We start from the raw sequence: 24,047 nt of genomic DNA, 5'->3' as shown, positions 1-24,047 counted from the left end.
GTAATAGATAGGGAGCCAGATTCATGGCCAAGTTTTTTATCGACCGGCCGGTGTTCGCGTGGGTGCTCGCGCTGATCATCGCGCTCGGCGGGGTGCTGGCGATCCTGCAGCTACCGATCGCCCAGTACCCCAACATCGCCCCCCCGATCATTTCGGTGACCACGACTTATCCCGGTGCGTCCGCCAAGACCATCGAGGACTCGGTGGTGTCCGTGATCGAGCAGGAACTCAACGGCGCGCCGAACCTGCTGTACTACGAGTCGCAAAGCGAGGCGTCCGGGCTGGCGTCGATCAACATCGCGTTCGCGCCGGGCTCGAACGTCGACCTGAACTCCGTGGAGGTGCAGAACCGCCTCAAGCGCGTGGAAGCGCGCTTGCCGGCGGAGGTGCGCCAGCAGGGCGTGAAGGTGGACAAGGCCGGCAACAACTACATGATGTTCATCACGGTCTCGTCCAAGTCCGGCAATACGGATGCGATCGCGCTCGGTAACTTCGTCTCCGCGCAGGTGGTGGACTCCATCCGCCGCGTGCCCGGCGTGGGCTCGGCCGACCTGTTCGGTACCGAGTACGCCATGCGCGTCTGGCTGGATCCGGCCAAGCTGACCGGCTACAACCTGACGCCGCTGGACGTGACCGCGGCGGTTTCCGAGCAGAACATCCAGGTCGCCGTGGGCGAACTGGGCGGCACGCCGTCGCCCCGGGGCACGGAGCTGAACGCCACGGTGAGCACGGAAAGCCGGCTGACCACGCCCGAGCAGTTCGCCAACATCCTGCTGCGCACGAACCCGGATGGGTCGTCGGTGCGCATCAAGGACGTAGGCCGTGTGGAACTGGGCGGCGCGGACTACTCCACGCTGGCCCGCATCAACGGCAAGCCGGCGTCGGCCATCGCCATCAAGCTCGCGCCCACGGGTAACGCGCTGGCCACGGCCACCGCCGTGCGCGCGAAGATGGAAGAGCTGCAACGCTACTTCCCGCCGGACTACGAGTTCAGCGTGCCGTACGACACCTCCGCCTTCGTGAAGATCTCGATCGAGGAAGTGGTCAAGACGCTGCTCGAAGCCGTGGTGCTGGTGTTCCTGGTGATGTACCTGTTCCTCCAGAACTTCCGCGCCACGCTGATCCCGACGCTGGTGGTGCCGGTGGCGCTGCTCGGCACGTTCGGGGCGATGCTGGCCTTCGGCTTCTCCATCAACGTGCTGACGATGTTCGGCATGGTGCTGGCCATCGGTATCCTGGTGGACGATGCCATCGTGGTCGTCGAGAACGTCGAGCGGATCATGAGCGAGGAGGGGCTCTCGCCCCGCCAGGCCACCCGCAAGGCCATGGGCCAGATCACGGGCGCCATCGTCGGCATCACGCTGGTGCTGACCGCCGTGTTCATCCCGATGGCCTTCTTCTCGGGCTCGGTCGGCAACATCTACCGCCAGTTCTCGCTGTCGCTGATCGCCTCGATGGCGTTCTCGGCCGTGCTGGCGCTGACGCTGACCCCGGCGCTGTGCGCCACGCTGCTCAAGCCGGTCGAGGCCGGCCATCACGAAGAGAAGAAGGGCTTCTTCGGCTGGTTCAACCGCACGTTCGCCACGGCGTCCACCGGCTACCAGGGCATGGTCGCGCGCATCCTGAAGCGCTCGGGCCGCTACCTGATCATCTACGCGGTGATCATCGCCGGCGTGGTGCTGCTGTTCCAGCGCCTGCCGTCGTCGTTCCTGCCCGATGAGGACCAGGGCTACATGATCACGGTCGTGCAGCTCCCGCAGGGCGCCACGCAGGAGCGCACCATCGGCGTGCTCAAGCAGATCGAGGACTACTACCTGCAGAAGGAGTCGAAGGTCGTCGACCAGATGATCACGGTGGCGGGCTTCTCGTTCTTCGGCCGTGGCCAGAACGGCGGTATCGCCTTCGTGCGGCTCAAGGACTGGAAGGAGCGCCCCGGCGCGGACCAGACCGCCCAGGCGCTGGTGGGCCGGGCATTCGGCGCGCTGTCGTTCATCAAGGATGCGATCATCTTCCCGCTGAACCCGCCTGCGATCTCGGAACTCGGCAATTCGTCGGGCTTCGACTTCCGCCTGCAGGACCGCACGGGGCAGGGCCACGCCAAGCTGATGGAAGCGCGTAACCAGATGCTCGGCATGGCGGCGCAGAATCCGGTGCTCCAGGGCGTGCGCCCGGAGGGCCAGGAAGACGCGCCGCAGCTGCGCATCGACATCGACCGCGAAAAGGCGCGGGCGCTGGGCGTGACGGTGGCGGATATCAACGCCACGCTGACCATCGCCTTCGGTTCCTCGTACGTGAATGACTTCATCTATGAAGGCCGCGTGCGCCGCGTGATCGTGCAGGCTGAGGGCGCGGACCGGCAATTGCCGGACGACCTGACCAAGCTGCGCGTGCGCAATGCCAATGGCGACATGGTGGCGTTTGCCGCGTTCGCCACGTCGCAGTGGATCATGGGCTCGCCGCGCCTGGAGCGCTACAACGGCATGCCGGCCGTGAAGCTGGCTGGCCAGGCTGCGCCGGGCAAGTCCACGGGCGAGGCCATGCGCGTGATGGAGGAGAACTTCGCCAAGCTGCCGCCGGGCTTCGGCTTCGAGTGGTCGGGCCAGTCGTATGAAGAGCGCCTGGCCGGTTCGCAGGAGCCGATTCTCTACACGCTGTCGCTGGTGATCGTGTTCCTGTGCCTGGCCGCGCTGTATGAGAGCTGGTCGATCCCGGTGGCGGTGCTGCTGGTGGTGCCGCTGGGCGTGCTCGGCGCGCTGCTCGGCGTGACGCTGCGCGGCATGCCCAACGACGTGTACTTCAAGGTGGGCCTGATCGCCACGATCGGCCTCTCGGCGAAGAACGCCATTCTGATCGTGGAGTTCGCCAAGGACCTGCAGGCCCAGGGCAAGGGGCTGGTCGAGGCGACGCTCGAGGCGGTGCACCTGCGCTTCCGGCCGATCCTGATGACGTCGTTCGCATTTATCCTGGGCGTGCTGCCGCTGGCGATTGCCACCGGCGCGGGCTCGGGCAGCCAGCGCGCCATCGGGACGGGCGTGATGGGCGGGATGATCACGGCCACGGTGCTGGCGATTTTCCTGGTGCCGGTATTCTTCGTGGTGGTGCGCGGCCGCTTCAAGGGCAGCGCGAGCCAGCACGAGCGGGAACGCGCGCGCCTGGAAGAAGCCCAGGAGAAAAACTGACATGACCAAGACACTGACCACACTGCTGCTGGTGGCCGGCGTGCTGACGGGCTGCACGCTGGCGCCGCACTATGACCGTCCGGCCGCGCCGGTGGCGGCTGGCTTTCCGGCGGCGCCGGAGGGCTACGCATCGGCCGAGGTGAAGAGCGGCGAGACCCGCCGCGCCACGGACATCGGCTGGCGCGACTTCTTCACCGATCCGCGCCTGCAGGGGCTGATCGCCACGGCGCTGGAGAACAACCGCGACCTGCGCACGGCGGCCTTGCGTATCGAGGAAGCGCGCGCGCAGTATCGGATCCAGCGCGCGGACCTGCTGCCGACCCTGAACGGCAACGCGAGCTTCCAGCGCGGCCGGTTCTCCGGGGCAACCTCGGGCGTCGATCAATCGTTCACGGGCAACATCTATCAGGTGGGCCTGTCGGTGACCCAGTGGGAACTGGACTTCTTCGGGCGCGTCCGCAGCCTGTCGAACGCCGCGCTGGCCCAGTACCTGAGCACCGAGGAGGCCCATCGCGCCGCCTACATCTCGCTGGTGTCCGAAGTCGCCAAGGCCTATCTCGCCGAGCGCGCGGCGGCCGAGCAGTACGACCTGGCCCGCAACACGCTGGAAGCGCGCCAGAGCACGTTCGAGCTGGCGAAGCGGCGTTTCGATGCGGGGGCCACCTCGGCCCTGGATCTGCGCGACAACGAGTCGCTCGTGGCGCAGGCCCGCGTGGCCGCCGCGCAGCTGGCGCGCCAGCGTGCGCAGGCGCAGAACGCGCTGGAAGTGCTGGTGGGCAAGCCGATCGGCGAGATTGCCAACCTGCCGGCACCGATGCAGCTGTCCGACGAGCACATCATCAGCGACATCCCGGAAGGCTTGCCGTCCGATCTGCTGACGCAGCGTCCGGACATCCGCCAGGCCGAGCAGGCCCTGCTGTCGGCTAACGCCAACATCGGCGCGGCGCGGGCGGCGTTCTTCCCGCGCATCACGATGACCGCGAGCGCCGGCAACATCAGCACCTCGTTCACCAACCTGTTCGACTCCGGCGCCAACATCTGGTCGTTCTCGCCGCAGCTGGTGCTGCCGATCTTCGACTACGGCCGCAATCTGTCGAACCTCGACCTGGCGAACGTGCGCAAGAACATCCAGGTGGCCAACTACGAGAAGACCATCCAGGTGGCCTTCAGCGAAGTGGCCGACGCCCTCGTGGCGCGCGGCACGCTTGAAGAGCAGGTGGCCGGCCAGCAGCAGCAGCGCGACGCGGAATCGGCGCGCTACGAGCTGTCCCGGCTGCGCTTCCGCAGCGGCGTGGCGAGCTATCTGGACGAACTCGACGCGCAGCGCCAGCTGTTCTCCGCCGAGCAGGCGCTGATCCAGGCGCGGCAGTTGCGTCTGGTCAACTCGATCGACCTGTACCGCGCGCTGGGCGGCGGGCTGACCGAGACGGGTGCAGTGGCGCAGGCCACCGCGCCGCCGACGGGCACCTCGGCACAGTAAGGACTGCGGCAACGCAGATGCAAAAAGGGCGAAGCGCGAGCTTCGCCCTTTTTGCTTGGGAGCGCCGGATCAGAACTTGTACGTCGCCGCCAGGAAGAAGATGATCGGATTCGGTTCGAGCTTCGTCTTCGAGGTGGACAGCGTGGTGCCGTCAGACGCCTTGATGGTCATCGTCGAGGTGCTCTTCAGCGGGATGTAGGTCACCGCCGCCGTCACGCCCCAGTGCTCGTTGAAGTTGTAGGTGCCGCCGACGTTGAACACCGGCGCCCACGACGACGAGGCATCGGCATGGACCGAAGTCGGCCCCGGGATACCGGCGCCGGCCGCCAGCACCGCGCCAAGGTTGTTGTTGACCGACTCCGCGAAGGCCGGATTCACGCGGATATCGGTGAAGAAGTTGTACGACACGCCCACCCCCAGGAACGGCCGGAAGCGCGTGCCCGGCTCCAGGAAGTGATACTGGACCATCGCGGCAGGGCTCCACTGGCGGGCGCGCGTGATGATCGGGTTCAGCGATGGATCGCCCAGGCTCTGCCGCCCCAGTGCGCCGGCGGGCCCCGGCGGGATCAGCTCGCCGTGGCCGTACAGCTTGAACTCGGGCGGAATGCCACCCACGGCCGTCACGGCGATATGGTCCGTGACGAAGTGGCTGAAGGTCAGCCCCAGCGTATCGGCATTCGACGTCGACAGGCCGCTGCCCGGCGCCGTGAACGTGGAGGGCAGGCCGAGCGGGTAGTTGATCGGCACGTCCACCACGCTGGTGGTCAGCGGCGGGCTCGTGCCGTGGGTCTGGATATGGAACCAGCCCGCCGAGACGACGTTGTCCCCGGCTTTCTGGGCGTGGGCGGTCGGCATGCCGGCGCACGCGGCCAGCGTGGCGATGGTGGCGAGGCGGGCGAACAGGCGGTGCAGGGTCATGTTGTGTCTCCTGTCCGTTATTCGACAAACGCGCCGACGGTGAAGTAGGGCGAGCCGTTGCGGTCCTCGACGAAGCCGAACACGCCGCGTGGGCCGGTGAACATGAACTTGCCCTTGGGGCCGCTGGCGCCGACGTCCTTGCGGGTGGTGGTGACCACGCCCGGCACCGTCTGCGAGAAGTCGAGCTTCATCGCCGTGGCCAGCGTGGCGTCCGAGGCGCGGAACGGGTCGAGCATGGCCGCGTCGCCATCGACCAGTGCCGTCACGCGGTACTCGAAGTTGCTGTCCACCCCCACGTACTCGGCGTTGTAGGTGCCCTGCGGCGCGGAGACCGCCTGCGCCATCATGCCGATGCCGATCTCGTCGTCGGCGCCCACCGGCAACTGGGTGAAGTCGTCGTTGGCAAAGCCCACCCGGATCATGATCGGCACGAGGTGCCCGGCCAGCTTGCCGACGATCAGGTAGGCGCGGCCCAGCACGGCGCCCAGCGTCGGCGGCAGTTCGCCCTCGTAGCGCGTGGAGAGCAGGGTGCCGTTGTCCTGCGGCACGAACTTGTCGCCGCGCTGCTTGCAGGTGCCACCGGCCTTGTTGTCGCACACCGTGAACGAGCCATCGGCCGCCAGCGCCATGCGGTAGTCCTGCGCCACCATCTGGAACTTCTTCGATGGCACCTCATGGAAGCCCGAGCCGTTGTAGCTTCCGGCAATCTTGGTCAGGTCGGTCTCGGTCTGCGCGAAGCCGATGAACTGGAAGAACGGGAAGGTGGTGTCCGGCACCGAGCCCGCGCCGGCGATGCCGTTGAACTGGATGCGCGCGCCCGGGATGGTGCCGCCCATCACGCCCTGCCCGATGAACAGCCGCGCCGGCCGGGCCGGGTCGAGGCTGGCGCCGAGCAGCTGGAACGCGCACTGGTTGAGCTTCTCCGTCGGCAGACCGGTCTCTTTGGCCAGCGTGCCGGTCATCACGTTCTTGCCGCCGGTGGGGTCGGAGCGGGTCGGCTTGATGGTGCCCGTGGTGCGCGGCACCGATGAATCGAGGAAGGTGACAGCCCAGGTGCGCTGGGTGGTATCGATCTGCACCTTGACCAGTTCGCCCGAACCCGTGCCGCCGATGTAGGGCGTGGAATAGTCGATGGCGCTCGGGCACAGCCGCACCGGCGCGGCGGCCGGCGTGGCGGTGCCACCGCCGCTGTCCCCGCCGCCACCGCAGGCGGCGAGCAGGGCGGTGGCGCCGAGTACCAGCGCGAGCCGGCCCAGCCACGGTTGGCGACGGGGGACGGGGAGCGAGTCAGGAAGCGGGGAGGGCAGTTGGGGCATGAGGCGTCTCCTTGGTCTTTCTTATGGTGTGGGGTGCGGAATCAGCGGCTGGCCAGCGCGCTCACGCGGAACGTGGGGCTCGCGGCGGGGCCGAACAGGTGCGCGTAGACCGGGCCGGTGGTGATCAGCTTGCCGGTGACGCCGCTGTTGTCGGTGGTGGCCACTACGCCGGGCTGGGTGGCCTGCGTGAAGTCCATCTGGAAGCCGCCCACCGGCTTGAGCGACGAGTCCTGCGGATCGATCAGCGCGACGAGGTTGTCGTGGACGATCGACGACAGGTACTTGAAGTCGCTGCCCGAGCCGATGTAGCTGCCCTGCATCGCCGCCTGCGTGGTGGCGGTGGTGGGCGAGAGCAGCGCCAGGCCCGATTCGTCATCCACGCTGAGGATGTTCGCCGCCAGGTCGATGCGGGCATAGCCGACGCGGATCAGCAGCGGCACCTGCGCGCCGTCGAGCTTGCCGACCACCAGCACGCCCTTGGCGAGACTGTTGGGGTCCTGCAGGAAGGCCTTGTCGAAGAAATGCGGGTAGGGCTGGGTGCTATTGGCGTTGTCGCTGTCGAACGCGCCGTCGGTGCCCCCGCGCAGCTTCCACGGCTGGCCCGTGGTCACGCAGTTGCCGCTCGATGCGTGACAGGTGCCATCGGCATTGAGCGTCTCCACGGTCTGCGCCGTGGCAGGCAGGAAGTAGCCGGCCGGGAACAGCTCGCCACCGGACGGCACGAGGTGGTAGCCGAGCACGTTGTAGGTGCCGGCCACCTTGGCGAAGTCGGTCTCGGTCTGGGCGAAGGCCAGCACCGGGTACATCGGGAAGGTGGTCTTCGGGATCGCGCCGATGCCGAAGATGCCGGCGTACTCGATCGTCGCCCCGGGAATGCCGCCGCCCGCCACGCCGTTGCCGACGAAGATGATCGGCGGGTTGGCCGGGTCGATCAGCGCCTGCGAGACGCCGTCGGAGGCCGTGGCCGTCTTCAGCTCGTAGGCGCACTGGTTCTGCGCCGGGGTGGGCAGCGGGCGCGTGGGATGCGCCATCGTGCCGGTCAGCGTCACGCCGCCGCGCGTCGGGTAGATGTCGTTGGTGGCCTTCGGCACGGCCGATTCGAGGATCTGGATGCGGTAGGTGCCCTGCGTGGAGTCGAACTGCATCTTCACGAGTTCGCCAGCGCCGGAGCCGCCCGTGTAGGTGGTGTTGTAGTCGAGCGTGTCCGGGCACAGCGCGGCCACGGGCTGGTTCTGCGTGGGGCCGGTGGCGGGGCAGCTGTTGGTGGCGCCGCACTGCTGGGCGGCGGCGGGCGCGGCGGTGCCCGGGTCATCGCCCCCGCCGCCGCAAGCGGCCAGCGTGAGCGTCAGGCTTACCCCAGCCAGGGTGGCGGCGAAGCTAAGGGCGCTGTTAGGGGCGCGATGTGGCGCGCGCCGAAGGTGCAGCTCGGACATGACTTGTCTCCATGTTGTTATGACCGGCGGTCCGCTTGTTGCGGATCTCTCGCGGTGGGTCGGACTCTCGCGTCTGGCGCGTTTGAGCGTCAATAGAGCGCTCGTTCCAAACACCGGTGGCCGGTCTGTCAGCGTTGCCGTGCAAGCGCGGGGGCCCAGCGTTCAAACCGTGTGCGGAGGCCCCTGCGTCCACATTCAAACGCCCGGCGTACGCACTCGCGCGGCGGTCAGAACTTGTATTCGCTGTTGGCGGGGTCGAACGTGGCGGCGTCGAAGGTCTTCTTCACCGCGCGCTCGAACACGATCTTCTCGACCATGTTGCCGTCCGCGTCCCACGCGGTTTCCACGCGCGGCCACGGGTGCTTGAGATCCAGCATCAGCTGCACCTTCTTGGCGTAGTACTTGGGCGCGCCCTCGGGGAGGTCCCAGGTCAGCGCCACCATGCGCACGCCTTGCTCGCGCACGATCTCGGCCCGGTTGTACTTCTCGGAGAGGCCGGAGGCGCGCAGCGAGCGCGCGTCGCGTTCGAGCATCGACAGCACGAACTGGAAGCCCAAGTCGCGGACCGTATGGTTCGACTGAGACTTGGCGAGCGTGCCATCGAGCGAGATCCACATCGACGTGAAGCCCATGATGCCGCCCAGGTGGCCGTACATCTCGTCCTTGCGGCGGGTCTCGTCATAGAGAATTTCCTGCCCGGACTGCACGCCGTTGGGCAGCCACTTGGCGTAGAGCTGGCGCGGCTGGTGGCGGTAGCGGATCATCATCCGCGCCGGGGTGTCCTGCCACTGGCCATTGAGGCGCTCCTGGCGGGTCATCCAGTATTCGTATTCGGGATAGCGGCTCATCTCGGCGCGCGCCCACATCAGCAGGGTCTCGGGCTGCAGGGCGTCGAAGGTGGCCAGTAGCTGCGCATCGGGCAGCGCGGCCAGCTCGCCGCTGGCAACCTGCTTCGAGAACAGCGCCGACTGCTGGGCGGCCGGGATGCCGTCATAGGGCGTGGCGGCGCGCGTACCCGGTGCCGCGGCGGGGGCGCTCATGGTTGGGGCGGCCGGCGGCGCGGTCTGGGCGCGGGCCAGTGGGAGGCCAACGTGTTGCGTGGCCAGCAGGCCGATGACGGCGCCGATGGCGGCGACCAGATGTAATGGCTTCATCGCGTGTCTCTTGTCTGTTGTTGTGCAAGGCGTGGGCAAATGGCGGGCAGCAGGGCGCCCGTGCGTGGCGCGCAGGGCGTCACGCCTCGCGGTGGCGTGGCGAAAAGAATCGATCTCGAATCAGGGCAATCCCGGCGCGACGCGGGTCGTCGCGCGCTCGGTGCCAGGGCGGCGGTCCCGATGGAGACCGCCGCGCACGGCTAGTTTCTGGAGCGGGTGCGCATCCAGTCGTCGAGCGGATTGCTGGGGAAAGCGGGACACATCTCGCGGCGTACCGCCAGGCTGGCGGTGGCCGCGCGCGTGGCCCCTTCGTTGCGTACCGTGCGCGTGCCGCGTCGGGCACGGTTCACGGCGGCGGCCGTGGCAACGGCGGCCTGGTGGGCCTCGTCCTCCACGGTGGCGGCCAGGGCCGCCATATGTGCCTGCTCATCGGCCTGCTGAGCATCGCCGATGTCGAACACGTCCTGCAGCGCGCCCAGCTCCTGCGTCTCGGGCGAGGGCGCCTTGAGGGCTGCCACCACCATCGACGTCAGCTGGGCCAGCACGTGCGCATCGCTCATGCTCTTGCCCTGCGTGAACGCCGGCATCAGGTTGCCGAGTTCGTCGCCGGCCAGCACGCCGGCCAGCGCCTTGAGCGCGAAATGCAGGCGCCAGCCGAGTTCCTGGCGTGGCACGTCCGGCAGCGCCCGGGCGAAGGCTTCGAAGAAGCGCCCGAACACCGGAGCGTAGTGCCCCATCAGGTAGGACTGGATGAATGGCGAGGTGTCCGAGTACACCCGCCCGAGCAGGCGCAGGAAGGACGGACCGCCGATCTCGGGCTGGCGTGCCATCTGCAGCGCGGGCACGAACAGCGCGCCCATCACGTGTTCGCAGCGGATGGCGTGGCCGGGCCAGCGGGCCTCGCAGGCATCGAGGAGCGCCAGTCGCCGCGTGTTGAGTGGATCCAGCCGGCGGCCGAGCACCGCCTGCATCATCATTTCCTTGCTGCGGAAGTGGTAGTTGACGGCTGCGAGATTGACGATCGCCCGCGACGTGACTTGCCGCAGGGAGGTCGCTTCGTAGCCCACTTCGATGAACAGCTTCTCGGTCGCATCCAGGATCCGCGCCTTGGTATCGCCTGCCGTGCTTTTGCCGGTCTTCATGGGGTGTCTCTCGCAAAATTACTGCTGTGGACCCCTGCAAATATCCACTACCACTGTGGCTCCGTTGCTCTGTCGGCGTACGGATGCTTGAAACGGTTGTACGAAGCCTACTTCACCGCCTCGACTGTTTCACAAGTGCAATTTTCGAAGAGTTCCTCTAGACCGCGAGTACCGATCCGCCAGGCAGAAAACCTACGCGAATCCGTAGGGTCGCCACAGTCGCCGGGCCTCCGCCATGCCTTGTGATGCCAAGCCTGGCGGCGGTTTGCCTCCGCTGCGCGATCCCCAACCCAACGCTACCGCCCCCCCGAGCGGGCCGCCGCCGATCCCATCACGCCGTGATGCGAGCTGCTAGCGACATACCATTTTGCGCCGTCAATGCGAAAACTGACAACTGGGGATTCGCCCCGATGCTCGTAGGAAACACTGACCCGTCGCACACAGACAAATTGGACAAATGGTGATGCCGGCCCTGGCTATCGACCACGCCGCGCGCCGGGTCGTCGCTCATCGCGCAGCCGCCCATCAGGTGGGCGGTGAACAGCAGGGCACGGAACGGCTTCAGGGGCAGGGTCTGGATGGCGTCGCGCGCCTGCGGCCAGCTGGTGTACCAGGCGGCGTCCAGATGGGCGGGACGCACCTTTTTGGCGCCAGCGGCGAACTGGGCCTCGGCCATGCTCAGCCAGGCGCGGCGCACGCCGTCCCAGACGTAGTCGCTCAGCGCGTAGTCCAGCACCGGGCTGCCGTCGTCGGCCACGCGCACCCGGCCGCCGGGGCTATCCGGCACGAAGCCGTCGCGCAACAGCGCCAGCATGGCGTTGGTGTGCGGCAACGCGGCCATCTCGCGGCGCAGCGCATCGCCAAAATTGTTGAGCACGCCAGCGCTGATGCCGGGGAACATCGGCGGGACCTCCAGCTTGTAGCCCATCGGGCCGGTGGCGCCATTGCGCCACTGAAATTCGTCCGAGGCGATGGATTGGGGCGCGCCATAGTACGGTTCGATAAGCTCCGGCATTTCCGCAATACTCAAATTCACCGGATGAATAAACGTGCGACGACCGACAAGATCGTGCGGATCCGGCACCCCCGAACGCAGCAGTAGCGCCGGCGAGTTGATGGCCCCGCCCGCCACCACCACATGGCGTGCCCGCACGGTCAGCGTCACGCCGGTCGGCGTATAGCCGTCGAAGCCGAGGGCCTCGCCGGTCAGCCCGTGCACGGCCTTCCCGTCATGGTCGAGCTTGCGTACCCGCACGCGGTGGATCAGCGTGGCGCCGTGGGCGAGCGCGTTGGGAATCGTCGACACCAGCATCGACTGCTTGGCGTTGACCGGGCAGCCGAAGCCGCAATAGCCCGAGTTCCAGCACCCCTTCACATTGCGCGGAATCACGTGCGATTCCCAGCCGAGCTGGTCGCAGCCCCGCTTGAGCACCGCGTTGTTCGGATTCGGTGCCATCGCCCATGGCGCCATGCCGAGCCGGGCCTCGATGCGCGCGAACCACGGCGCCATCTCGGCCTCGCTGTGGCCCGTCACCGCGTGTTCGCTGGCCCAGTGCGCCAGCGTCCGGGACGGCGTGCGGAAGCTGGACGACCAGTTGACCGTGGTGCTGCCGCCCACCGAGCGTCCCTGCAGCACGGCGATCGCACCGTCCGACGTCGCCCGGGCGGCCGCCTCCTGGTAGAGATCGCGATAGGCGCGCGCCTCGTCCATGTCCCGGAAGCTGTTCGAGGTATGCAGCCCGCCTTCCTCGAGCAGCAGCACCCGCAGGCCCGCTTCGCTGAGGATTTCGGCGGCCATGCCGCCGCCCGCACCGGTGCCGATGATGGCCACGTCAGTGTCGAGCGTGCGCGGCGCGGTGAATGTGGCGGCGTCCAGCACCTTCCAGCCGGACGCGATGCCGGCGCTGTAAATATCGTCGATGGCCATGAGCGGGAGCCTTAGCTGTGGAGGGCGCGATAGACCGCGGGATTCGGGCCGGGATAGCCGCTCGCAGCCCAGGTGCCCGGCAGCACGAAGTAGGCGACGCTGGCCAGCTTGACCAGCACCACGCCGCCCGCGTTGAGCGTCTCGAAACGGCTGGCGCGCCAGCGCGCGAGGAAGGCGCGCACCGCATCGGGCGTGGCCTGCTCCCACGGCGACCGAACGCCCGCCACGGCCCAGCGCAGCGGCGTGCTGGCCAGCAGGTCAAGCAGCTTGCGTAGCTCCCCGCGCCCGTTCTGATCCATCGCGGCGATGGTCCCGTCGATGTTCTTTACGGCGGCGGCCAGCCGCGTCTCGTGCGTGGCGGCGTCCACCGTGGCCAGATCGCTGGCGATGGCGGGCAGCAGGGCGCGAAACAGGGTCACATCGGCCGGGCGCAGGAACGCCATGCCGGCCTCCGGCGCATCGGCGGGCGTGCAGCCGGTCAGCGCCGGGAACAGCGCCGAGCAGGCGATGGCCGCCGAGAAGCCGGCGCCAACCTTCAGGAATGCGCGACGCGCGGGTCGTTGGGGTGGGGCGAGGGAAGCTGGTCGGGGCATGCGGTGTCTCCGTTTTTGTTCTTGGGATGACGGCGTTGCGATTCTGCCTAAGCGCCCGAGAATAATTTCGACTTCCACTTCGGTTTCAAACGCGCGGCTGACAACCGTACCCACTGCTGCGCCCATCGCCGTGCCGTCGTTTTATGTGACGGCTACGACACTGGAAATCCCCCAAAAATAGAGCAATCCTTCAAGCCATCGGATTGACCGGCCCCGGAAGCGCTACCTATGATGACATCGACCAATGTCACAATAAACGGTGTCGCTAACGAACCGCCGCCAGCCGGCGCCGCCAGCGCACCCACCGGAACGCCCTCTATGAACGCACCCGTGGACCTGCCGGCCGGTCTTGGCACCGAAGTCACCTGCGACATCGCCATCATCGGCAGCGGCTTTGCCGGGCTGGGCATGGCCATCCGCCTCAAGCAGTCTGGCGAAGACGATTTCCTGATCTTCGAGCAGGCCGAGGCCGTGGGCGGCACCTGGCGCGACAACCACTACCCCGGCTGTGCCTGCGATGTGCAATCGCACCTCTATTCGTTCTCGTTCGCGCCGAACCCGGACTGGTCGCGCATGTTCTCGACCCAGCCGGAAATCCGCGCCTACCTGGAACACTGCACGGACCGCTTCGGCCTGCGCCCCCACCTGCGCCTCGGGCACGCCCTCCAGCAGGCCACCTGGGACGCCCCGGCAGGCTGCTGGCGCCTGCGCATGGCCGATGGCCGGCGCGTGCGGGCGCGGGTGCTGGTGTCGGGGATGGGCGGCCTGAGCCGGCCATCGATCCCCAATATTCCCGGCCTCGATACCTTTGCGGGCGCGATGTTCCACTCGCAGCAGTGGCGCCATGACACGCCGCTGGCCGGCAAGCGCGTTGCCGTGATCGGCACCGGTGCCAGCGCGATCCAGTTCGTGCCGCAGATCGCGCCGCTCGTCGATCAGCTCGACCTCTACCAGCGCACCCCGCCGTGGATCATGCCGAAGCCGGACCGGCCGGTCTCCGCCACCGAGCGCTGGCTGTTCCGCCACCTGCCGTTCACGCAGGCGCTGGCGCGCACGGGGATCTACTGGATGCTCGAATCGCGCGTGCTCGGCTTCGTGCTCCATCCGAAGCTGATGAAGGCGGTGGAGCGCATCGCGCGCCGCCATCTCCGGCGGCAGGTGCCGGACCCGACCCTGCGCGCCACGCTGACGCCGGACTACACCATCGGCTGCAAGCGCGTGCTGATTTCGAACGATTACTACCCGGCGCTGATGCGGCCCAACGTGGACGTGGTGACCACCGGCATCGACCACGTTGAGGCGGACGCCATCGTCATGCGCGACGGCACGCGCCGCCCGGCGGACTGCATCATCCTCGGCACCGGCTTCCACGCCACGGACCCGCTGCCGCGCGGCGTGATCGTCGGCCGCGACGGCGAAGACCTGCTCGATGCCTGGCGCGATGGCGCGCAGGCCTACCTCGGCACCACCGTGGCCGGCTTCCCGAACCTGTTCCTGATCGTCGGCCCAAACACCGGCCTGGGCCACAGCTCGATGGTGTTCATGATCGAGTCGCAGGTGAACTACGTGCTGGACGCGCTGCGCCACATGCGTCAGGCCCGCCTCCAGGCCGTGGACGTGCGCCCGCCCGTGCAGGCCGCCTTCAACCGCAACATCCAGCAGAAGCTCGGCCACGCCATCTGGAGCGCCGGCGGCTGCGCCAGCTGGTACATCGACCCACGCAACGGCAAGAACACCACGCTGTGGCCGGGCTTCACCTGGCAGTTCCGCCGCGCCACGCAGGCTTTCCAACCGGCCGATTACGAGCGATGGCCGGCACGGCAGCCGACCGGCATGCCGCAGCCCGAGGACGCCGACGCGATCCGCGTCTAGCCCCACACGCCAAATAAAAGAGGAGACCCGCATGAAGGTGTTTCGAAACAAGGTGGCCGCCATCACCGGCGCTGGTTCGGGCATGGGCCGATGCCTGGCGATCCAGCTCGCGCAGGAAGGCTGCCACGTGGCCATTTCCGATTGCAACGAGGCGGGGCTGGCGGAAACCGCTGCGCAGGTCGCGCGCCATGCGCCGGGTGTGACGATAACGGCGCACCTCGTCGATGTGGCGGACCGCGCCGCCGTCCACGCCTGGGCAGACGACGTGGCCGCCGCGCATGGCCGTGTCAACCTGATCTTCAACAACGCCGGCGTGGCGCTGTCCAGCACCGTGGACGGCATGCAGTACGACGATCTCGACTGGATCATCGGCATCAACTTCTGGGGCGTGGTCCATGGCACGAAGGCCTTCCTGCCGCATCTCAAGGCCAGCGGCGAGGGCCACATCGTCAACACCTCGAGCGTGTTCGGCCTCTTCGCGCAGCCCGGCATGGGCGCGTACAACGCCAGCAAGTACGCGGTGCGCGGCTTCACGGAGTCGCTGCGGCAGGAACTCGACCTGATGGACTGCGGCGTCTCGGCCACCACGGTGCACCCGGGCGGCATCAAGACCAATATCGCGCGCGACAGCCGCGTCTCGCCGAGCGTGAACGGCCTGCTTGTGCGCGATGCCCAGCAGGGCCGTGAGGCGTTCGAGAAGTTCTTCATCACCACGCCCGAGAAGGCCGCCGGCATCATCCTGGACGGCGTGCGCGCCAACAAGCGGCGCGTGCTGGTGGGGCCCGATGCGTACGCGGCAGACGCCATGGCGCGCCTGCTGCCGGCGGCGTACCAGTCGCTGGTGGTGCGCGAGACGCGCCGCAAGCGCAAGACGCTGATGCCGGATGGCACGCCGGCGGCGGCCAGCGAAGGAGAGCGCGCATGACCCGCGCCGCGTTGCCGCGGGAAGCCGCGCTGCAGGCGCCGCCGGGCGCGTTCACGCGCTGGTTCGGGCAGGGGCGGGTGGGCTTCTTCAGCCTGTCCCGCGCTACGCTGGCGCGCCGCTACGCGCTGCCGGCCTCGCGCTGGGTGCAGGTGATGGGCGCGCTGGTCCACTACACCGAGGAGGGCGTGCCCGAGGGCGAGCCGCTGGTGCTGATCCATGGTTTCGGCGCGTCCCTGCACACCTGGGAAGGGCTGATGCCTTCGCTGCGCCAGCGCTACCGCGTGCTGCGGCTCGACATCGCCCCGTTCGGCCTGACCGGACCGCTGCGCGACGCACGCGGCCGCGTGGTGACGATGGACATCCACGTCTACCGCGACTTCATCGACGCCTTCCTGGCCGCCGTGCAGGTCTCGCGCGCCACGCTGATCGGCAACTCGCTGGGCGGGCTGATCGCCTGGGACCTGGCCGTGCGCCGCCCCTCGCTGGTCAACCGGCTGGTGCTGATCGATGCGGCCGGTTTCCCGATGCAACTCCCTATCTATATAGATCTGTTCCGCCACGCGCTGGTGCGCTGGTCGGCGCCGCGCCTGCTGCCCGAGTGGATCATCCGGGCGGCCACGCGCGATGTGTACGGCGACGCCTCGCGCGTGCCCGAGGCCACCTTCCGGCGCTATGTCGATTTCTTCTACGCCGAGGGCAGCCGCGAGGCCATCGGCCGGATGGTGCCGAAGCTCGATTTCGCCGACCTCGCCACCGACCTGCTGGCCGGCGTGCGCGCGCCGACGCTGGTGCTGTGGGGCGACCGCGACCGCTGGATTCCGCCCGCGCACGCCGACGCCTTCCTGGCGCGGCTGCCCAACGCCACCCTGCGCCGCTACGCCGGCCTGGGCCATATCCCGATGGAGGAAGACCCGCACCGCGTGGCGGCCGACCTCCTGCCGTTCCTGGACGCCGCCGGCGCAGGCCGTCCGCTTTCGATCAAGGAGCTCACATCATGATGCCAGTCCGTCGCGACGTGCATCCGCACCTCCCGCCAGCCCGCATCAGCGACTGGCACGAGCGCGGCCCCCACGTCACCCACTTCATCAACGCGCTGTCGATCTTCTTCCCGGCCGGCGAGCGCTTCTTCATGGACAGCGTGCGCCACTACCGCGACCAGCTCACCGACCCGGAGCTGAAGCGCGCCGTGGCCGGTTTCATCGGCCAGGAGGCGATGCACACGCGCGAGCACATCCTCTACAACCGGCTGCTCGACGACGCGGGCCTGCCGGCGAGCCAGCTCGACAACTTTGTATCAAAACTGTTGAATTTGCTGCGCAAGATCCTGCCGCACTCGTGGCAGCTCGCGCACACCATCGCGCTGGAGCACTACACGGCGATGCTGGCCGGCGGCATGCTGTCCGACCCGCGCCACATGGGCCGTTCGGAGCCGGGCTACCGGCAGGTGTGGACCTGGCACGCGCTCGAGGAAACCGAGCACAAGGCCGTGGCCTATGACGTCTGGAACGCCGTGATGAAGCCCGGCCCGTACCGCTACCTGCTGCGCGCGTTCACCATGCTGACCACCACGGTCACGTTCTGGGCGCTGGTCTTCGTCTTCCACGTGCGGCTGGTGATGGCGGACAAGACCTGCCGCCACAAGCTGCCCGGCTTCGGCAAGGTCGTCAACTTCCTCTGGGGCGCGCCGGGTGTGCTGCGCAAGATGATCCCGGAATGGTTCGACTACTTCCGGCCGGGTTTCCATCCGTGGGACGAGGACAACCGGGCCGAACTGAACCGGATCGGGCCGCTGATCGAGGAGATCGAGCAGACCGCGCTGCAGGCCGGGGCCAGCACGCGCGCGCCGTCGATCCGCAGCGCGGCCTAGCTGCGCGGTTCGGTAGGAGGTTCCGAGGGAGGCGCGGCGGGATCGTGCAGGTGTTCAAGGATCGCGGCGACGCGGTCCCCGAGGTACTTGTTGGCCGAGATCTCCAGCGCACGCATCATCTCGGTCTCCACGGCCACCATCGCCAGCGGGCGGATGCGCCAGAGGATGTCCACCAGCCGGGGCACCTCGGCCGGCGGCGGTAGCTGGCCTTCGCCAAAGCGGTCCAGCTCGCGCACGACCATGCCGACGATGCGGTCGGACACGGCCTGGAAGTGGCTGCGGGAATGCTCGATGATGTCCAGCACGTCTTCCAGCCCGAAGCCGGCCCGGGCGATCTCCGCGCCGGCCATCAGCGCGCGCGGGCTGCGCGCGAGGTAGCCGAAGCCGTCCGGCTCCAGCAGCCCCAGCGTGATGGCCTTGGCCAGCGCCGGGCGCGACACCGCACGGCCGAACAGCCGGGCCAGTGCGAGGTAGGAATAATGGCGCGGCGCCTCGCTGTTCCACGGGCTGCTGATGGCCGTCTCCAGCCCGAGGATGGAGCGCAGGTCGTGGCCTTCGACGATGGCCTTGAGCAGCTCCATGATGTTGGCGAGCGTGTAGCCGCGCGCCAGCAGGTGATGGATCAGGCGAAGGCGCCCGAGATGGGTTGGCGTGTAGATGCCGACCCGGCCACGCCGCTCGGGCGGATCGATCAGGCCGCGATCCTGGTACGAGCGGATATTGCGCACCGTGGTGCCGGCCGCGCGCGCCAGTTCGTCGATCGTGTATTCGGGATGTGGCGGCTTGGCGCCGCGCGGTTCGGTGGCCATGGGGGAAAATTCTAACCGAGTCGCGCAGGGGCCGGCGCTACAATGCCCGATCTCCCGCCTGCCCCGCCCGCCGCCCCCCATGCACATCCGTTGGCTCGAAGACTTCGTCTGCCTGGCGCAGGCCGGCAGCCTGGCGCGCGCGGCCGAGTTGCGCAATGTCACGCCGCCGGCGTTTGGCCGGCGCATGCAGGCGCTGGAGGTCTGGGCCGGCGCGCCGCTGATCGACCGCAGCGCGTTTCCCGTGCGGCTGACCGCCGAGGGCCGCCAGTTCCTTGAAGCCGCCGAAGCCGCGCTGCGCACGCTCGACGAAGCGCGCCTGTCGCTGCGGGCCGCGCATCGCGCCGATGCCAAAACGCTGACCATCGCCACCGGCAAGACGCTGGCCCGCTCGATGGTGCCGGCGTGGCTGGCCGGCCTGCGCCACGCGCTGCGCGACGACCCGGCCGGCGCCGGCTTCCGCACGCGCATCTCCACCCATGCCACGCACGACGCCCTCGCGCTGTTCACCGAAGGCGACGTCGATTTCCTGCTCTGCTACAGCCCGCACGACCTGCCCGTGATGCTGGACGACGCGCGCTACACCTTCCACCCGGTGGGCGTGGAGCGGCTGGTCTGCGTGGCCGCCGCCGACGCGCGCGGCGGCCCGGCCTATCGGCTGCACCGGGCCAAGACCGCCGCGCGTACCGCGCCCGTGCCGATGATCGCCTACGCCGAGACGCTGACCATGGGCCGCATGGTCAATCAGGAAATCGCGCGCCGGAAGCTGGCTGCGCGGCTCGATGTGATCGCCGTGAGCGATTTCGCCGAATCGGTGCATGAGATGGTGCGCCAGTCGATGGGGCTGGCCTGGCTGCCCGCCCGGCTGATTGCCGACGACCTCCACGCGGGCCGTCTGGTGCGCGCCGATCTGGACGGCGGCGACGCCTCCGACCTTGTCCTCGACATCCGCCTCTACCGGCCCCGGGCGTCGATGCGCGCGCTGGCGGAGGCGTTCTGGCGGGCGGCGGCGCAGCGGGCGGATTAGGACGCGTCTTAGCTGTCGATTCGCGCGCAGAATCGGGAGCGAACTCCGTCGATTTTCGACCCACATTTGTGCGTCCAACTGCACCATTCCGGCCCATTGCCGAAATGGCAACCCGCATTGCCAAAGCCGCATGCCGGCGCGCCCGGCGCTCACTACCATCGCCGGACAACACCACACCTGCCGGAAGAGAAATCACCATGAAAACCCTGCTGCGCGCGGCCGCTGCCGCCTCCCTGAGCTGTTGTGCCCTCGCCGCCACCGTCGCCCAGGCGGCGGGTGGCTATCCCACCAAGCCCATCACGCTGGTGGTGGGCTACACCGCCGGGGGCAGCGTCGATCTGGTCGCCCGCACCGTGGCGCCGGAGCTGGGCAAGCGGCTCGGCCAGAGCGTGGTGATCGAGAACCTCGGCGGCGCCGGTGGCACGATCGGCGCGTCGAAGGTGGTCAAGGCGGAGGCGGATGGCTACACGCTGCTGCTGGGCTCGGGCAGCGAGGTCTCCATCGCCCGCCTGACCAACCAGGCCGTGCGCTATGACGGCGAGAAGGATCTGGCGCCGATCACCTTCGTCGGCACGCAGCCGATGGTGCTGGTCGGCAAGCTGCAACTGCCGGCCAAGGACGCGGGCGAGCTGATGGCGCTGGCCAGGTCGCAGCCGGGCAAGCTGTCTTACGCCTCGTCGGGCGTGGGCACGCCGCTGAACCTGGCGGGCGAGCTGATCAAGCAGCAGGGCAAGGTCAACATCACGCACGTGCCGTACAAGGGCGCCTCCGCGATGGCCACGGACCTGCTGGGCGGCCAGATCGACCTCGCCGTGATGGTGCTGTCGTCGGCGCTGCCGCATATCCAGGCGGGCCGCGTGCGCGCCTATGGCGTGACCGAGGGCAAGCGCGCCAGCGTGGCGCCGAACGTGCCGGCGCTGGCCGAGACGCCGTCGCTCAAGGGCGTGGACATGGGCGTCTGGTTCGGCCTGATGGCGCCTGCCGCCACGCCGCGCCCGGTGATCGACCGCCTGAACACCGAGATGCAGGCCGTGCTGGCCCTGCCGGACGTCCGCAAGAAGCTGGCCGAAGCTGGCGTAGAGGTGGCGCCGGCCAATCCGGCCCAGTTCGGCACCTTTATCAAGCGCGAGACGGCCCGCTATCGGACCATCGTGCAGACCGCCGATATCCGCGAGTAAATAGGATTCTTTCCATGACGCAGACGCCTCCCGCCTTCGCCGCCTATCCGGTGGAGGTCAGCTTTCCCGATATCCGCCCCTACGCCGCCGGCAACACCGGCATCGCCTACGTCCACACGTTCGATTCCGGCCTGCCGGGCCCGCATGTGATGGTCAACGCGCTGACACACGGCAACGAGGTCTGCGGCGCCATTGCCGTGGCCGGCCTGCTCGACCACGGCCTGCGTCCGCGCCGGGGGCGCCTGACGCTGGCGTTCGCCAATGTGGACGCCTACGCCACCTTCGACGCCGCCCGGCCCGATGCCTCGCGCTTCGTCGACCAGGACTTCAACCGCGTCTGGACCGCCGCCGTGCTCGACGACACCACGCGCGATTCCAGCGAACTGCGACGCGCCCGCGCCATGCGCCCCGTGATCGATACCGTGGACCTGCTGCTCGACCTGCACTCGATGCACGAGAAAAGCCGGCCGCTGATCGTCTCCGGGCCGCTCGACAAGGGCATCGCGCTGTCGAAGGCGCTCGGCGCCCCGGCGGACATCATCGTCGACGAAGGCCACCCCGAGGGCCGCCGCATGCGCGACTACGCCGGCTTCGGCGACCCGGCCAGCGCGCGCAACGCGCTGCTGGTGGAGTGCGGCCAGCACTGGGAGACCGCCGCCGTGGACGTGGCGCGCGACTGCACGGCGCGCTTCCTGCTGCAGGCGGGCATCGTCGAAGAAGCGGATTTGCCGGCCGGCTGGCTGCGCCCGCTCCCGGCGGCGCAGCGCGTGGTACGCGTGACCGAGCCCGTGGTGGCGGCGAGCATGGACTTCCGCTTCGCCGGCCCGTACACGGGGCTGGAAACCTTCGACCAGGCGGGCACCGTGATCGGCTGGCGCGATGGCGAGCCGGTGACCACGCCGTACGACCACTGCGTGCTGGTGATGCCGTCGCTGCGCCAGCTTCGGCCGGGTGTGACGGTTGTACGACTTGGTCGGCTGGACGTTTGATCGAACACATCCATGCAACCGGTTGCAATCGACATTGCATCCTGATGTGACCTATTAGAGTAAGCGTTCGATCCATTCAAGCCGGGGGGCGCGCCATCCGTTATTGACGCTGTGACGACCTGCCGTCAGAGCGGGCGTTGCCCGCGCGCCATTAAGGTGCGTGGAATTGCCACGGAGCGCCCCTTTTGACTTCTCTCTCACTCTCCCGACCCGCGTCGGCCGGCCGCGCGCGCGCGCTCGCCGGTAGCTGGAGCATCGGCACCCGCATCGCGCTGGTGGTGCTGGTCGTCCAGATCATCGCATTCGGCGCCTACGCGCTGGCGCTGTCCCTGAGCAGCATGCATCAGCTCGAGGACCAGGCCCGCGAGGCCATCTACGCCGAAAGCCAGACCCTCAGCGAACTGGTCGGCCAGCTCGACGACACCATCCTCCAGGAAGCCGACCGCTTCATGCTGAGCTTCGCGGCCGTATTGCCCGGCCCGTACAGCGTGGACCCGGCGCAGACCGTGGAAGTGGCCGGCAAGGCCACACCGACGTTCCGCAGCGGCGACCTCGTGCTCAATAACAGCTTCGACGTGCCCGACCGCTTCCTCGCCACCACCGGTGGCGTGGTGGCGACGGTGTTCGCGCGCACCGGCGACGACTACATCCGCGTGACCACCTCGCTCAAGAAGCAGGACGGCCAGCGCGCCATCGGCACGCTGCTGGACCGCGCCGGCGCCGCCTACACGGCCGTGGCGGCGGGCAAGTCCTACCGCGCGCTGACGTGGCTGTTCGGCAAGCCCTATATGAGCAAGTACGAGCCGGTGCGCGACGCTGGCGGCAAGATCGTCGGCGCGCTGTACGTGGGCGTGAACGTCGAGGCCGAGCTGGCGATGCTGAAGAACCGCATCCGCCGCAAAGCCATCGGCAGCGATGGCCACTTCATGGTGATCGACGCCCGGCCGGGCGCGGACCAGGGCAAGGTGCTGGTCGACCGGGCCGGCGGCGAGGGCTCGGTGCGCATCGACGCCAAGGACGCCGATGGCAAGACCTGGGTGCGCGACATGATCGCCGCCAAGGAGGGCTCGATGGTGCACACGGTGGCCATGGGCAATGACGGCAATGGCGCCACCGCCGAGCGCCTGACCGCGTTCGCCACCTACCCCGAGTGGCAGTGGGTGATCGCCGGCACGGTGCCGATGGATTCGCTGCGTGGCGAACTGGTGGCGAGCCGCAACCGCTTCCTGGCCGCCGGCCTGCTGGTGGCGCTGGCGGTGTCCGCCGCGTTCTGGTGGCTGCTGCGTCGCATGGTCAGCCAGCCGCTGACGCACGCGGCCGGCGCGGCCTCCCGGCTGGCCGAGGGCGACCTGACTGCCCGGCTGGACAGCCCGCGCAATGACGAGATCGGCGAGCTGATGCGCGCCATCGACGGCGTGGGGCAGGGGCTGACCGGCATCGTGGACAAGGTGCGCGGCAGCGTGGCGGCCATCGCCGGCAGCACGAGCCAGATCGCCAGCGGCAACGCGGACCTGTCGTCGCGCACGGCCTCGCAGGCGGGCAGCCTGGAGCGCACCGTGGCCAGCATCGAACAGCTTTCCGCCACCGTGAAGCAGAACGCCGACAACGCCCACGACGCCAACGCCGCTGTGGCCAGCGCCGCCGAGGCGGCCCGCGCGGGCGGGATGACGGTGGGCAAGGTGGTGGATACGATGGCCGAGATCCATCGCAACGCGCAGCAGGTGGTGGACATCATCGGCATGATCGACGGCATTGCCTTCCAGACCAACATCCTGGCGCTGAACGCCGCCGTGGAAGCGGCCCGGGCGGGCGAGCACGGGCGCGGCTTTGCGGTCGTGGCCGGCGAGGTGCGCAGCCTGGCACAGCGCAGCGCCAACGCGGCGGGCGAAATCAAGGGGCTGATCGAGCGGACCGTGACGGACCTGAAGTCTGGCAACGAGGCCGTGCAGCAGGCCGGTTCCGCCATCGACGACATGGTGCGGCGCGTGGAAGGCATGGCGGCGCTGATGAGCGACATCAGCGTGGCCTCCCGCGAGCAGGCGCAGGGGCTGGCGCAGGTCAGCGGCGCGGTGGCGGAGATGGATACCACCACGCAGCAGAACGCCGCGTTGGTGGAAGAGGCCGCCGCGGCCGCCGAGAGCCTGCATCACCAGGCGCAGGAGCTGCGCCAGGCGGTGGAGGTGTTCCGGCTGGCCTGATGGTTGGGCTGCTGGTTGGCCTGACTGCTGGCCTGACTGCTGG

General features: G+C 68.6%; 18 protein-coding genes. 10 read left to right on the top strand and 8 right to left on the bottom strand.

What is annotated here, in order from left to right:
* Positions 1 to 23 precede the first annotated feature (23 nt).
* On the top strand, positions 24 to 3,179 hold the full coding sequence (locus AC1DEL_RS23115) for an efflux RND transporter permease subunit (protein ID WP_454757444.1): 3,156 nt from the start codon (positions 24 to 26) through the stop codon (positions 3,177 to 3,179).
* Between the two features lies 1 nt (position 3,180).
* Positions 3,181 to 4,659: an efflux transporter outer membrane subunit gene (locus AC1DEL_RS23110; RefSeq protein ID WP_477126276.1), complete on the top strand. Its 1,479-nt coding sequence runs from the start codon at positions 3,181 to 3,183 to the stop codon at positions 4,657 to 4,659.
* A 69-nt stretch (positions 4,660 to 4,728) separates the two neighbouring features.
* Here the strand turns inward: AC1DEL_RS23110 and AC1DEL_RS23105 are convergent, their stop codons facing one another.
* The 7 genes from AC1DEL_RS23105 to AC1DEL_RS23075 form a co-directional block, all read right to left on the bottom strand.
* Positions 4,729 to 5,514, bottom strand: a complete 786-nt coding sequence (locus AC1DEL_RS23105) for an OmpW/AlkL family protein (protein ID WP_441591627.1) — start codon at positions 5,512 to 5,514, stop codon at positions 4,729 to 4,731.
* Between the two features lie 80 nt (positions 5,515 to 5,594).
* Entirely contained in the window at positions 5,595 to 6,893 is a 1,299-nt protein-coding gene (locus tag AC1DEL_RS23100; RefSeq protein WP_441645452.1) for a DUF2957 domain-containing protein, read from the bottom strand.
* Between the two features lie 41 nt (positions 6,894 to 6,934).
* A complete protein-coding gene (locus AC1DEL_RS23095; RefSeq protein WP_454757445.1) occupies positions 6,935 to 8,326 on the bottom strand; it encodes a DUF2957 domain-containing protein in 1,392 nt (463 codons plus the stop codon).
* A gap of 227 nt (positions 8,327 to 8,553) precedes the next feature.
* Positions 8,554 to 9,480 carry a DUF1571 domain-containing protein gene (locus tag AC1DEL_RS23090; RefSeq protein ID WP_477126275.1) on the bottom strand — a complete coding sequence of 309 codons (927 nt, stop codon included), beginning with the start codon at positions 9,478 to 9,480 and terminating at the stop codon, positions 8,554 to 8,556.
* 200 nt (positions 9,481 to 9,680) lie between these two features.
* Positions 9,681 to 10,622, bottom strand: a complete 942-nt coding sequence (locus AC1DEL_RS23085) for a TetR/AcrR family transcriptional regulator (RefSeq protein ID WP_092291070.1) — start codon at positions 10,620 to 10,622, stop codon at positions 9,681 to 9,683.
* A gap of 331 nt (positions 10,623 to 10,953) precedes the next feature.
* Entirely contained in the window at positions 10,954 to 12,549 is a 1,596-nt protein-coding gene (locus AC1DEL_RS23080; protein ID WP_441645449.1) for a GMC family oxidoreductase, read from the bottom strand.
* An 11-nt stretch (positions 12,550 to 12,560) separates the two neighbouring features.
* A complete protein-coding gene (locus AC1DEL_RS23075) occupies positions 12,561 to 13,142 on the bottom strand; it encodes a hypothetical protein (protein WP_477110344.1) in 582 nt (193 codons plus the stop codon).
* Between the two features lie 318 nt (positions 13,143 to 13,460).
* On the opposite strand from AC1DEL_RS23075, the gene AC1DEL_RS23070 reads away from it, so the two are divergent.
* Genes AC1DEL_RS23070 through AC1DEL_RS23055 form a run of 4 tightly spaced genes read left to right on the top strand, consistent with a single transcriptional unit; the run spans position 13,461 to position 17,806 of the window.
* Positions 13,461 to 15,014 carry a flavin-containing monooxygenase gene (locus AC1DEL_RS23070; protein WP_477126274.1) on the top strand — a complete coding sequence of 518 codons (1,554 nt, stop codon included), beginning with the start codon at positions 13,461 to 13,463 and terminating at the stop codon, positions 15,012 to 15,014.
* Between the two features lie 31 nt (positions 15,015 to 15,045).
* Entirely contained in the window at positions 15,046 to 15,939 is an 894-nt protein-coding gene (locus AC1DEL_RS23065; RefSeq protein ID WP_477105418.1) for an SDR family NAD(P)-dependent oxidoreductase, read from the top strand.
* Positions 15,936 to 16,937, top strand: coding sequence for an alpha/beta fold hydrolase (locus AC1DEL_RS23060; protein WP_477126273.1), 1,002 nt, complete (start codon positions 15,936 to 15,938; stop codon positions 16,935 to 16,937). Before AC1DEL_RS23065 ends, AC1DEL_RS23060 begins: the two co-directional genes overlap by 4 nt.
* Positions 16,934 to 17,806 carry a metal-dependent hydrolase gene (locus tag AC1DEL_RS23055; protein ID WP_092291082.1) on the top strand — a complete coding sequence of 291 codons (873 nt, stop codon included), beginning with the start codon at positions 16,934 to 16,936 and terminating at the stop codon, positions 17,804 to 17,806. Before AC1DEL_RS23060 ends, AC1DEL_RS23055 begins: the two co-directional genes overlap by 4 nt.
* Here the strand turns inward: AC1DEL_RS23055 and AC1DEL_RS23050 are convergent.
* Entirely contained in the window at positions 17,803 to 18,615 is an 813-nt protein-coding gene (locus tag AC1DEL_RS23050; RefSeq protein WP_477126272.1) for a MerR family transcriptional regulator, read from the bottom strand. The two genes, AC1DEL_RS23055 and AC1DEL_RS23050, sit on opposite strands and share 4 nt — an antisense overlap.
* Positions 18,616 to 18,694: 79 nt before the next feature.
* Between AC1DEL_RS23050 and AC1DEL_RS23045 the strand changes: the two genes are divergently transcribed.
* From AC1DEL_RS23045 to AC1DEL_RS23030, 4 genes are all read left to right on the top strand, one after another.
* Positions 18,695 to 19,639 (top strand): LysR family transcriptional regulator, encoded by a 945-nt coding sequence (locus tag AC1DEL_RS23045; protein ID WP_477112774.1) that lies wholly within the window; start codon positions 18,695 to 18,697, stop codon positions 19,637 to 19,639.
* Positions 19,640 to 19,836: 197 nt separating this feature from the next.
* A complete protein-coding gene (locus tag AC1DEL_RS23040; RefSeq protein ID WP_092291088.1) occupies positions 19,837 to 20,817 on the top strand; it encodes a Bug family tripartite tricarboxylate transporter substrate binding protein in 981 nt (326 codons plus the stop codon).
* 14 nt (positions 20,818 to 20,831) lie between these two features.
* Positions 20,832 to 21,806: a M14 family metallopeptidase gene (locus AC1DEL_RS23035; protein ID WP_092291090.1), complete on the top strand. Its 975-nt coding sequence runs from the start codon at positions 20,832 to 20,834 to the stop codon at positions 21,804 to 21,806.
* Positions 21,807 to 21,991: 185 nt separating this feature from the next.
* The gene (locus AC1DEL_RS23030) at positions 21,992 to 24,004 is read left to right on the top strand and encodes a methyl-accepting chemotaxis protein (RefSeq protein ID WP_092291092.1); all 2,013 of its coding nucleotides are present in this window, start codon (positions 21,992 to 21,994) and stop codon (positions 24,002 to 24,004) included.
* Positions 24,005 to 24,047: the final 43 nt, after the last annotated feature.

This window comes from Cupriavidus sp. 10L43_2 (genome assembly GCF_056395265.1).
Note: the sequence above shows the minus strand (reverse complement) of the source record. Positions and strands in the feature narration are given on the sequence as shown.